We start from the raw sequence: 12,665 nt of genomic DNA, 5'->3' as shown, positions 1-12,665 counted from the left end.
AAAAGAAGTTATTTGTTGTGAGGGGGAGTTGTGTGGATATATTAAATCAAATTGCTTTTGTCTTTCTGATTATTTTGGTTATCAGTGTGTTCATAGGTATAATGCTCATCAATAAAGGACAACAACGTCGTCGATTTAAGGTAGAATTAAAAATCATTGTAATCTCGATGATTGTTTCATTGATAGCTATTGCTGTATTAATCGGTACATCTAACTTTTTAGCTTAAGTTAAAAAATTAGAACTATAATCACATATGATTGGTATAGATAAATAGTTTTCAAAATGTTATAGTAAAGCAATAAAATTTTGAATAAGTACTGCCATTTGTGATAAAAATTATAGATGATGGCTTTGAAGTAAGGAAGGTTTCAAACATGAAGAAGTGCATAAAAGATATATCTAAAGTGGAGCTTCATTGCCATTTAGATGGTTCTACCAGTCTAGGTTTAATAAAACAACTTGCCGACGAACAAAATATAGTGTTAGATGAACGAAATTTACTAGTGAGTGAATCATGTGATAGCTTAGATGAGTATTTGAAATGTTTTGATGAAATATTAAAAGTGTTGCAGACAAAGGATGGTTTACAAAGAGCTGTTATCGATGTTGTGCAACAAGCAAGCGAGGATAATGTAAAATATATTGAAATTCGTTTTGCACCTTTATTACATATGGAACAAGGATTGACGATAACTGATGTTTTTGATGCTGTAGAATCTGGGGTTAAGTTAGCGATAGCGAAGTTCGATATTAAAGTGAATTTGTTAGTTTGTGCCATGAGACAACAAGATACTGCGATAAACGAGCAATTATTTGATGATTTACGTCAACGTAATAGCGATGTGGTATGTGGTATAGATTTTGCAGGGCCGGAAGCGGCATTTCCACCTGAAGCGATTCACTCTACGATTCAATATGGATTAGATAAAGGTTTTAATCTTACCCTTCATGCCGGTGAATGTGGATGTATGCACAATGTAATGGAATCTATTAAATTAGGGGCCAAACGTATTGGTCATGGTGTTGCAATTAATCAAGATGAAACGGCTTTACAAGAAGTTAAGATGAACGATGTACTTTTAGAAATGTGCCCTAAAAGTAATATTCAAACAAAGGCGATTCCTGATCTTAAAGCATTAAATATTCCTTATTTAATTAAAAATGATATTCCATTCATCATAAACACAGATAATCGTACGGTTACACAGACATCATTAAATGCAGAATATGAACTACTGATGGAAAATCAAATGATTACTTTAGATCAAATTGAATATATTAATCAGAGAGCTGTGCGCTATGCATTTTTATCTGATGATGAACAACAGCAATTAAAAGTAAAAATGAAGTAATTATATTTAAAACTTATAATATAGAGAGGGCCATCCGATTTTTATCTGATGGCCCTCTTGTTTTTTATATTAAAGCGTAGCTTAGTACTGTGTTGGACTATTTTTAATTCCCGTTGCAATAAAAAGGCTAGCATCGTGATTCATAAACAAATTTTTCCCACTATAAAATATGTGTGTATCAATATCTGTTAATCCGAGTTGCGTATAAACATGTTTGATATCACTTTGATTAAACCCATTATAAACATTTGGATGAAATACCTGTTCATTTTTATTAAAATCGACAATGACTAACATGCCATTTGGATTTAAGTGAGCGTATAATTGACGCAATAAGGATTCATAATCACCACTGTGAAGCAACACAAGTGATAAAAAGATAACATCATAGGTTTGATTTAAAAGTGAGGTATCTAACAAAATATTACCAGTTTGCGTGTGAATATGGGGGATGCCAAGTTCAGCACATTTATGTTCAAAGACCTCAATCATTTTAGGAGAGGCATCCATTAAAGTGATAGAATCAAAATAATGCTCAATATTGAATGTAACTAAACCTGTGCCACCACCGTAATCCAATAGTGAATGATATTTTTTATTTTCGAATAGCTTACTCACTTCGGTCGAAATAATTTCAGCGAGATATATTCTATCAGGGCCATCATATTTTTCAGCAATTTGATCAAAACGGTCTTTGTTCACGTTAAAACTCCTTTAATATTTTAGGTTTCATCATTAAATAAAAGTGTAGCATTATTAATGAGCTATTATAGACATTTTATATCTATAATAGATATTAGCACAGGATATGAGTATAAACAATTATGATATCTTGTGTGAACTAGAACAGGGATATCTAACAAGATATATTTGTATATGTTAGATGTGAAAGCAAGCGTTTATTAGGTAGTCCTAAAGTATGATTGAGATGAAGCGAATAATTTGATTAACTAGAATTTAATGGTCGAAATTCATGATATACATATAGACGTGCATTTATTTCATAGAAAGGTAAATACAAGAATTTAAAGTTATTAAATAGGTCACTTAAACGGATATGCTTGTACATATGGGGGACAGGCTTTATCCGGACAACTAAGCGTAAATTAAGAAAGGAACATCATTCAAGTGCAAAATTATTTGAAAATGATTACTGCTAGTGTATGCTTTTTAATATTATTCATCTGTATACATTTGAGTTTAACAGAAAGTATAGACACGCTAGTATATCAAACATTACGTGATGTAATTACATCACAAGGGATTAAAATATATCTAGATGTGATTTCTAGTGTATTTTCACCATTGAATTGTTTAATCATGATATTGTTTATTTTAGCGGTATTATTCTTCTATAATAAATTCAAATTTTGGTGGTATGGTTTGTGGTGTTTTAGTGTATTTTTAATAGGAACATTTTTAAAAAATGTCATTCAACGCCCAAGACCGAGCGTGGATATAGATGGCTTTAGTTTTCCTAGCATGCATGTATTAAGTGTATGTCTTTTGGTAAGTCTAATACTTCTCTTGAAACGCAACAAAGTACTTTATATCTTTGGCTTTGTATTAATCATCTCAATCATGGTCTCTAGAATATATTTACAAGCACACTATTTTACAGATACGATAGGGAGTTTACTAGTGATGGGGACGATGATTCAAGCGATACGATTAAGTCGCCAAAGTGATTTGCGTTTTTATAAAACGGACAGTATAGCTAAATGAAAATAAAAAAGTAATAAGATTTAATATAGGAAGGATATTCATCATTCAAATGGATATCCTTTTTAATATGGATTGAACTTTAACGTGAAAAAATTTTTATTTATAATTGAAACGCTTACATATTAGGATTATAATTAACAAATAACTTTAAAGGGGTTGTAAATAATTTGAAATCTAATAAAAGTTTAATCTTTATATTGGGAGCACTGGGTGGATTATTGTATGGATATGACAACGGTGTTATCTCAGGCGCATTGCTATTTATTCATGATGATATTCCACTGAATAGCTTTACAGAAGGGCTAGTTGTGGCATCAATGTTAGTCGGTGCGATTATCGGTTCAGGTGGTAGTGGACCCTTATCCGATAAAATTGGGAGAAGACGATTAGTTTTGATTATCGCAATTATTTATATTGTGGGGTCATTGTTATTAGCTTTAGCACCTAATATGCCAGTACTGGTAATGGGACGTTTAATTATCGGATTAGCTGTCGGAGGCTCTATGGCAACGGTACCTGTATATTTATCAGAAATGGCACCTACAGAATATCGTGGTTCACTTGGATCATTAAATCAATTAATGATTACAATTGGTATTTTAGCGGCATACTTAGTCAATTACGCATTCGCAGATATAGAAGGTTGGAGATGGATGTTAGGTTTAGCAATTGTACCTTCTATTATTTTATTAGTGGGTATCGCATTTATGCCTGAAAGTCCAAGATGGTTACTTGAACATAGAAGTGAAAAGGCTGCGCGCGACGTTATGAAAATTACATTTAATAATGACGAAGAAATTAACACTGAAATTAAAGAAATGAAAGAAATTGCAGCCATTTCAGAATCTACATGGTCTATCTTAAAGTCGCCTTGGTTAAGACCAACATTAATTATAGGGTGCATATTCGCATTATTCCAACAAATAGTTGGTATTAATGCCATCATATTTTATGCGCCAACGATTTTTAGTAAAGCAGGTTTAGGTGAAGCAACATCTATTTTAGGAACAGTAGGGATAGGTACAATCAACGTACTTGTAACGATTATAGCTGTATTTATTGCGGATAAAGTAGACCGTAAAAAATTATTAGTTGTTGGTAATATTGGCATGGTTTTATCATTATTAGTAATGGCTATTTTAATATGGACGATTGGTATTGAGTCGTCAGCGGGTATTATTATTGCCTGTCTATCATTGTTTATCGTATTCTTCGGCATGACTTGGGGGCCAATTCTATGGGTAATGTTACCAGAAATGTTTCCAATGCGTGCACGTGGTGCAGCGACAGGTTTAGCAACGCTTGTATTGAACTTTGGTACATTATTAGTTGCCCAACTCTTCCCAGTTTTAAACAGTGCTTTAAGTACCGAGTGGGTATTTTTAATCTTTGCATTTATCGGCGTGTTAGCGATGATCTTTGTAATTAGATATTTACCTGAAACACGAGGACGTAGTTTAGAAGAAATAGAATATGATTTAAGAGAAAAAACAACAGGTGTTGACCCTGCAAAAATACAATAAAAATGATTAAATTAAAACACAGTAACGCATAGTAGCGTTACTGTGTTTTTAACGTTGTAGCAAATTACATATTAATGTGTGCGTTGTGTAATGAAGTTAATTGATAAGCTTTTCTTCTGCACTATTTTTTATATCTGCTTTATATATTAGACGCAATGCAATAATCATAATGATAAGTGCTATAATTCTTTTTAAATCAAAATGAATTGTCATGCCTTCAAACCAACCGAAATGGTCGATAACCATACCCATTGTTAACTGTCCGATAACTGCAGAGATATTAGCTGCTATAATGCCTATTTTAGGGATAGCTACAATAGTTAAAAATAGATATCCTACCCCAAACCACACTGCGCTTAATTGCCATTTGGGCGCATGGAAGAAATCTAAAAAGCTACCTTGTCCAAAAAATAATGTAATAATAAATAAAATAATGCCGCCAGTAACAAATGTTAAAAATGCACTTTCTAATGTGCCTGCTTTTTTACTAAATGATCCATTGACGGCTGACTGTGTACTCAGTGTAATACCTGCGATGAGTGTTATGATTACTAAAATAAACTGCATGTTTGATCCTCCTAATAAATTAATGTGAGCGCGATAATCATTAATATGATAGCTACTATTTTTTCGATTCTTAGTGGACGTTTTTCGCTACCTAATAATCCAAAATGTTCTATGATGGCACTCATAATCATTTGTCCAACAACAACACTACCCATCGCTAGTCCAACACCAATTAGGGGAATACTAATGACTAATACAGTTAAGTATATGACACCTAGTGCGCCACCTGTTAATTCCCATTTGGGTGCTTTAATAGTATAAGAAAGTGAGCCTTTGCCTAAAAATAATAAAGCGATGCCTAATATAATAGAACCAATTGAAAAATTATATAAACTACTTTCTAACTTTCCGATATGATCCCCTAAAACTGCATAAATGGCACCTTCTGTACTTAAAAATATACCTGCTATAATTGCGATAATATAAAACACAAACTTGTTCACTGAATACCCTCATTTCTTGAATTCTTTATTTCGCGAATTAACGAATTACAAAACATAAAAAAAGACTCCTAAAAGTCTTTTTTTATTAATTCGGCTAACTCATTTAAAGTAGATTCGTTTCTACGATAATATGTCCATTGACCATGTCTTTCTGATTCTAATAGACCCGCTTGTTGCATCATTTTTAAATAATGAGAGACTGTTGACGCTGACATATTTGCTTTTTCTTGAATATCTCCGACACATACGCCACCTTTTTCACTTAAATTTTTATTTAAATGCGAACTAGGTTTTTCGAAATGCTCTAATGGATTTTTAAGCCAAACTAATATATCAATCCGTGTGCGATTACTCAAAGCTTTAAAAATATCTACTAAATTTTCCATACACGTATACTATTCGATAATGTTCGAAATGTAAAATTAAAGTTTTTGAAATCTTAATTTTTTAGTTTTTTTAAACAGCAGGAGGCATTAGGAAGTTAATGCAAAACTTTCTGCTATCAGATCTTGAATTTCATGTAAGTTATCTATTTCATTTAAATTAATGCTAATCCAATTAGATTTATCCATATGATAGGCGGGATAAATACCTTTTTTCTTACGTAAAGGACCAATAAATTCTTTAGGCGCTTTTAAATTCAATATATCAATTTTTTCATTGCCAACTAAGTTTAATTTATCCTTTGAAATATCCATAATTAAGCCAAACCATTTACCATTATGATGATGTCTTAGAACGGCGTAATTTGGGTATTTTCCCCAAGGATAGTCAGGGTGTATATGATAGCTGTCTTTAGCTAAATCAAAGATTTGTGTTCTGTTTATCATTATTTTAACCACCTTAATATATTCATATTTTATGTACCCTAGAATGTCAGCAATATATACATTTCGGTTATAGTAATTTAATAAGGCCAAACTATTTTAGTGTTAGTATATATGCGCGAAAATATCGATTGAAAAGTAATCATTTATAATAAAAAAACAGCTAAAATCTGATGATTATCAAAAATTTTAGCTGTTTGCTTATATTTTAGAAAACGTATTGCGATAAGTGAATGATTAATCGCTCATTTGATTAGAAGTCAGTTCCTTATTGGCTTCTAAGGTTAAGCTTTTAAGATTGTTCTTTTTTCTTTTAAAACGTAAATACATTAAGGCAGTAGCAATGAGCCAAATAGGTAAGAAGTATACTGCTTTTCTTGTATCAGATGAAAAGAACAATAAGACAAATACAAAAAAGAAAAAGGCTAGAACAAAGTAGCCAGAATAATGGCCACCTTTTAATTTAAATTTGTTATGTTGATGTTCTTTTGGATTTGAACGTGCATATTTAATGTAAGATATAACGATTAGAACCCATACGACTAAATATAATACTGTGGAAATACTTGTGATATAAATGAATAATTGCATAGTATTAGGAAAAATAAAGTTCAACATTACTGCAATGAGCAATATAGAAGTTGAAATGAACATGGCAATATGTGGAACGCCATGTTTATTTGTTTTTTTCATGATAGATGGTGCTTGTTTATCATGAGCTAGACCATATAACATACGACTATCAGAAAAGATACCACTATTGGTAGCTGACGCCGCTGCTGTTAAGACGACAAAGTTAATAGCGCTAGCCGCAAATGGAATACCAATGAGCGCAAATACTTGTACAAATGGACTATGATCAGGAGAAATACGATTCCAAGGTGTAATCGACATGATGATAATTAATGAACCTACATAAAATAGTAATATCCTGATAGGTACACTGTTAACAGCACGTGGAATGGATTTTTGTGGGTCCTTTGTTTCACCTGCTGTAACTCCGATTAACTCAATACCAATAAATGAATAGACGGCCATTTGGAATGACATTAGAAAACCATGCGTACCATGTGTAAACACGCCATTTTCATATAAATTAGAGAAGCTAGCTGTAGTATTATCGCTTTTAATGCCTAGGAAAATAAATGCTAAACCTACGATGATTAAGAGAACAATAGTGATAATTTTAATCATTGAGAACCAAAATTCTATTTCACCAAACAATTTGGCACCTAATGAATTAAATGCCATTAATAATAGTACGATAAATAGTATCGTTAGCCAGTTGGGTATTGCTGAAGACCAATAACTCACGTAAGAGCCCATGGCAGTTAGGTCTGACATACTTGAAGTAATCCAACTCATCCAATAAGTCCAACCGATGAGAAATCCTGCATACGGTCCTAATTGGTCATTCGCAATATCTACGAAAGATTTATACCTTGTATTACTAAGTAAGAGTTCACCTAGACCACGCATGAACATAAATAACACTACACCGATAATTAAATAAGTAATGATAATAGAAGAACCAGTTAAAGCAATCGTTTGACCTGAACCTAAGAATAGTCCAGTACCAATAGCGCCCCCAATTGCAATTAACTGGATATGTCTATTACTTAATCCCCTTTGAAGTTGATTTGACATGAAATGACTCCCTTGTTTGCAAAGATGCTAATGTTTATTGTCCATATTATTTGAATTGTCAGCATATTGCAAATTTTAACTAATATTAATTTTATTGAAATGCTGTTTTAATTAATAATTATTTAAAATTAATTATTTTCATAAATTTAAGTGTAATATTACTTTTAGAGATAACTAATTGAAATAAACTTATCAATAGCGTCCTAGCTTAATATAGTTACGTTTTATACATTTAATCACTTTTAATACTAAAATGCGTTGGCACGTATATATATGTATTATTATTATTTTTGAAAATAGTGAATAAATGGGAATAATAAGGTTGATGTACGCTTGGTATACCTTCTGAATAAATATAATATATATTCTAAGAAGCTATAGCGCATGGAAGGGGATAATGTGAACGTAAAATACAACTTTGTTTTTATCATATTCATTATGTGTTGTACTTTTTTAGTAATGGACATATTATTTAAGGAATCATTGGGATTAGTTAAAATTTAATTTCTTAAATGTGCTTTAATAAATAAGAATTTTTGAAGATACCCAAGCAAGTGACAAGCTTATCTATCTCATGGTGTCACTTGATTGGGTATCGTGGTGCCTGAACCTTAAAAATAATTTTAAATCAATAAAGAATGCATTTTGGTGTACATTCTAGAAACTGTATATAGTCACTCATATTTAAATCGTCATCCACAAAGATAATTCTGCCTCCATGACGTGTACCGGTTTCCTTTATATTAAATATACGGTGATAACCTAGCTGCTTTGTTGCGTAGTAGCCAGTCGTATAATTTAGATCGTCAGAAACGCACAATTCACCATACACACCTTTAAAGTGTGTTGTACATGTCGCGATAGAAATGGCATCTTTAATTCTGTCGCTTAATTTACTGGAGTGTATAGAAGTGAAAGAAAAGTTGGTAACTCGCACACCTCTTTGCCCAGTAGTATCTAATCTTTTTCCAGATTGTGCAGATAGTATAATAGCACCTGTATATAGCACATCGTTAAAAATATAGGATAACCCTTTTTTCAAAGCTAATGAAGAGACATTGCTTTGTGCTACAACATCTTCCAATTTTGTATTGACTGCATTGTGTCTTACCAACGAGTGTAAGTGTGTTAAGGGGTGAGTGATTTTTTCTATTTTCAAATTCAGGAAATCAACTTCACCATTCTCATGATAAAATCCTTTTTCAAAAAATCTTTGAATCGTCGCCGCAATATTTTCTGCTTCACACATTGTTTCACCACCACTGATATGGTTTTGTTGATAACTAGACCTCATTTTAATGCTGTACATTCAAACCACTCCCTGGATATAATTTTTAATTAATCTTAAAAGTACATCTATATCTTTCTTACTATGGAAATAAGAAAGTGAGATACGTAGGGTTGGAACTTCAACTGTTGGGTATCTCAAAAGGCTTGTAAATAAGCCGTTATCATATAAATATGTATGTACTTTCTCTGTAGATTTAAGGCATGGTAAAATAATATTTTTTATCGGTGAAAGGGAGGCCACTTGATGATTGAAAAGCACCTGATATTGCTCATTAAAGTAACGGCTTAAATCTAACAACTTTTCCCTTCTAGTATTACAGTTAATAACATATTGAAAATTTGTCATAACATGATATAAATTGAATATTGGTAAGCCACTTGAATAAATCACAGCGCGCCCTTTGTTGATGATAAGTGTTTTAATGTCTTTAGAACTTAAAATCACCCCTCCATGCGCACCCCAAGCTTTAGACAAACTTGAAGTGAGTATATCAATACCTTGATAACTTTTAAAAAAGTTTAACCCCAATCCATGTGAGTCATCAATGATAAGTAAAGTATTACTGTATTTGTTTTTAAGATTAATTAAATGTTGTAAATCTACGATGTTACCATTGGTTGAAAAGACACTATCTGAAACGATAAGTTTTGTATGAAATGGATATTGTTGCAATTGCATTTCCAATGCAGTGTAATCTAAATGTTGATAAATCACCTTGTTTAAGTCACTGAGTTTAATCCCATCTATAATGCTCGCGTGGTTTTTTTGATCTGAAAATACGACCACATCTTCATCTTTAAAAATATTAAAGACTGCTAAGTTTGCATCATATCCACTATTAGTAATGAAACAATCTTCAAAACCAAATGACTGGCTTATAGATTTTTCTAAGTTGGAATAGACAACAGAATTACCACTAATCAATCGAGAACTAGATAAAGTATGACTAAATTGTTTCGAAAACGCTTGGAAAGACTCTAAATTTAAGTTGAATTGTCCAATTCCTAAATAATCGTTTGAAGTGAAGTTGATGTAATTTGTCTTGTTTATGGTAATGTATTTTCCAGATACTTGAGTTATATTTTTTAAAGTTCTATATGTGCCATTCGCTTTAATGTCATGTATGATTTGTTGGATATCCATGCTCAATTACCTCTGATGCTCAGGATCATTTGTTTTACCTAACGTTGATATCAGGACTTTTTTGAAAATATTGGTCATTTTTTTAATCTCTCTCTCAGACATATTGAGAACTGGCACGAAGGTAATAACGTTTTCTAGATTTCGTATCATCAAGCCCTCTGCTTTACACTGACTAATGATTTCTTCAACACGCTCTACATCTAGGGGTGTTTTATATACTTTATCTGACACCAATTCAACGCCAAACATGAGTCCTCTCCCTCTAATATCTCCCACGTGTTTATGGTCTTTTAATTCAAATAGTTTTTCAGATAGTATTTTCGATGTTTTTTGAATATGGCTAATCAGTTTTTGTTGTTCAAAGAGTTTAATGCTTTCCAAAGCCACAGAACATACGATTTGATTTCCTGTATAGGTATGACCATGGAAAAATGTTTTTTCTTCATGTTTATCACTTAAAAAAGCATTATAAATGCGTTGTGATGTTAAAGTCGCAGCTAAAGGTAAGTAGCCACCTGTAATTGCTTTGCCCAGACACATAATGTCTGGTTGAACATCTTCATGGTTACATGCAAACATTTCACCAGTTCGTCCAAATCCCACGGCTACTTCATCACAAATGAGCAAGATGTCATATTGTCTACACAAACGTTCAACTGCTTTTAAAAAACCTTGTGGATGCACAAATAGACCTGTCGCACCTTGTATGAGTGGTTCGATGACAAATCCTGCAATTTCATCAGCTCTAGATATTAAAATAGTTTCAATTTGTTTTAATATGGCTTGCATCATTTCATTTTCATTTTTATAGGTGCTTTGATATAACGAAGGACTCTCTACTTGTATATTTTCAAAGATTAGGTCCTTGAAAATTTTATGAAAACTATCAATGCCACCTACACTTACCGCACCTAATGTATCGCCATGGTAACCATTGTGCAAGGTTAAAAATTTATTTTTCTTCGCATATTTATGTTTATCTTTATTTTTCCAGTACTGGTAAGCCATTTTAATGGCGATTTCTACAGAAGCGCTCCCAGTATCGGAATAAAATACTTTGGTTAACTTTTGTGGCGTTATGTCTATCAGTTTCTCAGCTAGCTTAATAGAGGGGATATTCGATGACCCTAAAAGTGTTGAATGAGAAATTTGATTTAGTTGCTTTTGAATCGCTTTATTTAAGCGCTTATTGCGATGACCATGTGCATTAACCCAGAGAGAAGCATAGCCATCTAAATATTTATTTCCTTTTGTGTCATATAAATAGCTTCCCTTACCTTTTTCTATAATGATAGGATCAGTTTTACCATATACGCCCATTTGGGTAAATGGGTGCCAAACGTAGGCTAAATCTTTATTTACTAAATCGTGGTTCTTCATGGTTTATAGCTCCTTTTAAAGTAGTAATAAATGTTTTAGAAAAATCATTATAATTAGCGTTTTTTGAGAAAGTATAAACATCTTTCTGTGTAAGTTTTTCAATTGTATGTTTATTATCTAGTTCAACTGAACTATCGGTATATTGATTCATGATTAATATATTAGATGGTAAATGCATGTGATTTATAAAATGTTGATGGACCATGGCATCACTAATAGCACCAAGTTGAGATGGTAAAACACTCAAAATCATATCAGCAGTATCACGTATTAAATCAGCCGTCATATAAAAGTTATTTTCATTTTCATGTATAGGAACTGCTATTCCACCAGCACCTTCAATTAAGATGACATCAAATTGTTGTTCTAAAATATTAAGCTTTGATAATATTTTCGTTTTATCAAATTGTTGATCAGTTTCGCGTTTAAATGCGAGATGTGGAGAAATGGGATCTTTAAACTTATATAGTGACGTGACTTGATAAGCTAAATGACATTCCCGTTTGTATATTTCTAAATCTGGGTATGTGCCGTCCTCAAGTTCTTCGGTTTGAAGTGGTTTAAATATACAAACGTTATAACCTTCCGCTTTTAATAAATGGTATAGATGAATCGTTATGTAAGTTTTTCCGATGTCTGTATTTGTACTTGTTATAAATATTTTCATAAATGACCTCGCTAATTTAAGAATTTCTATATTTATAATAAAGCTTTTTTACCTTAAATGTAAACTTATATTTATAATAAGTTTACATTTAAGGGGTGA

The 12,665-nt window shown here is 32.0% G+C and carries 14 protein-coding genes; 4 read left to right on the top strand and 10 right to left on the bottom strand.

What is annotated here, in order from left to right; genetic code table 11:
- Positions 1-32 precede the first annotated feature (32 nt).
- Together QMO72_RS12750 and add are read left to right on the top strand one after the other, a co-directional pair.
- Positions 33-227 (top strand): hypothetical protein, encoded by a 195-nt coding sequence (locus QMO72_RS12750; protein WP_103267111.1) that lies wholly within the window; start codon positions 33-35, stop codon positions 225-227.
- 148 nt (positions 228-375) lie between these two features.
- Entirely contained in the window at positions 376-1,353 is a 978-nt protein-coding gene (gene add / locus QMO72_RS12745) for an adenosine deaminase (RefSeq protein ID WP_103267112.1), read from the top strand.
- A gap of 81 nt (positions 1,354-1,434) precedes the next feature.
- On the opposite strand, the gene QMO72_RS12740 is transcribed toward add, so the two are convergent.
- Positions 1,435-2,055 (bottom strand): class I SAM-dependent methyltransferase, encoded by a 621-nt coding sequence (locus QMO72_RS12740; protein ID WP_103267113.1) that lies wholly within the window; start codon positions 2,053-2,055, stop codon positions 1,435-1,437.
- Positions 2,056-2,481: 426 nt separating this feature from the next.
- Here QMO72_RS12740 and QMO72_RS12735 point away from each other — a divergent pair, with 426 nt between their 5' ends.
- Positions 2,482-3,078, top strand: coding sequence for a phosphatase PAP2 family protein (locus tag QMO72_RS12735; protein ID WP_241966264.1), 597 nt, complete (start codon positions 2,482-2,484; stop codon positions 3,076-3,078).
- Between the two features lie 167 nt (positions 3,079-3,245).
- Positions 3,246-4,601: a glucose transporter GlcP gene (gene glcP, locus QMO72_RS12730; protein WP_103267114.1), complete on the top strand. Its 1,356-nt coding sequence runs from the start codon at positions 3,246-3,248 to the stop codon at positions 4,599-4,601.
- Positions 4,602-4,697: 96 nt separating this feature from the next.
- On the opposite strand, the gene QMO72_RS12725 is transcribed toward glcP, so the two are convergent.
- The 9 genes from QMO72_RS12725 to bioD form a co-directional block, all read right to left on the bottom strand.
- On the bottom strand, positions 4,698-5,168 hold the full coding sequence (locus QMO72_RS12725; RefSeq protein ID WP_103267115.1) for a DMT family transporter: 471 nt from the start codon (positions 5,166-5,168) through the stop codon (positions 4,698-4,700).
- 11 nt (positions 5,169-5,179) lie between these two features.
- Positions 5,180-5,611, bottom strand: a complete 432-nt coding sequence (locus QMO72_RS12720; RefSeq protein WP_069824646.1) for a DMT family transporter — start codon at positions 5,609-5,611, stop codon at positions 5,180-5,182.
- A gap of 68 nt (positions 5,612-5,679) precedes the next feature.
- The gene (locus QMO72_RS12715) at positions 5,680-5,997 is read right to left on the bottom strand and encodes an ArsR/SmtB family transcription factor (protein ID WP_046836945.1); all 318 of its coding nucleotides are present in this window, start codon (positions 5,995-5,997) and stop codon (positions 5,680-5,682) included.
- Between the two features lie 87 nt (positions 5,998-6,084).
- Positions 6,085-6,441 (bottom strand): MmcQ/YjbR family DNA-binding protein, encoded by a 357-nt coding sequence (locus tag QMO72_RS12710; RefSeq protein WP_103267116.1) that lies wholly within the window; start codon positions 6,439-6,441, stop codon positions 6,085-6,087.
- Positions 6,442-6,675: 234 nt separating this feature from the next.
- Positions 6,676-8,085, bottom strand: coding sequence for an amino acid permease (locus tag QMO72_RS12705; protein ID WP_103267117.1), 1,410 nt, complete (start codon positions 8,083-8,085; stop codon positions 6,676-6,678).
- Between the two features lie 628 nt (positions 8,086-8,713).
- Complete coding sequence (locus QMO72_RS12700; RefSeq protein WP_286093195.1) at positions 8,714-9,394, bottom strand: 6-carboxyhexanoate--CoA ligase; 681 nt, start codon at positions 9,392-9,394, stop codon at positions 8,714-8,716.
- The gene (locus QMO72_RS12695; RefSeq protein WP_107553791.1) at positions 9,395-10,519 is read right to left on the bottom strand and encodes an aminotransferase class I/II-fold pyridoxal phosphate-dependent enzyme; all 1,125 of its coding nucleotides are present in this window, start codon (positions 10,517-10,519) and stop codon (positions 9,395-9,397) included.
- Positions 10,520-10,525: 6 nt separating this feature from the next.
- On the bottom strand, positions 10,526-11,899 hold the full coding sequence (bioA, locus tag QMO72_RS12690; protein ID WP_103267118.1) for an adenosylmethionine--8-amino-7-oxononanoate transaminase: 1,374 nt from the start codon (positions 11,897-11,899) through the stop codon (positions 10,526-10,528).
- A complete protein-coding gene (bioD, locus tag QMO72_RS12685; RefSeq protein WP_103267119.1) occupies positions 11,874-12,566 on the bottom strand; it encodes a dethiobiotin synthase in 693 nt (230 codons plus the stop codon). The genes bioA and bioD overlap by 26 nt, the downstream gene beginning before the upstream one ends.
- Positions 12,567-12,665 lie beyond the last annotated feature (99 nt).

The organism is Staphylococcus casei (genome assembly GCF_030294405.1).
GTDB lineage: Bacteria > Bacillota > Bacilli > Staphylococcales > Staphylococcaceae > Staphylococcus > Staphylococcus succinus.
Note: the sequence above shows the minus strand (reverse complement) of the source record. Positions and strands in the feature narration are given on the sequence as shown.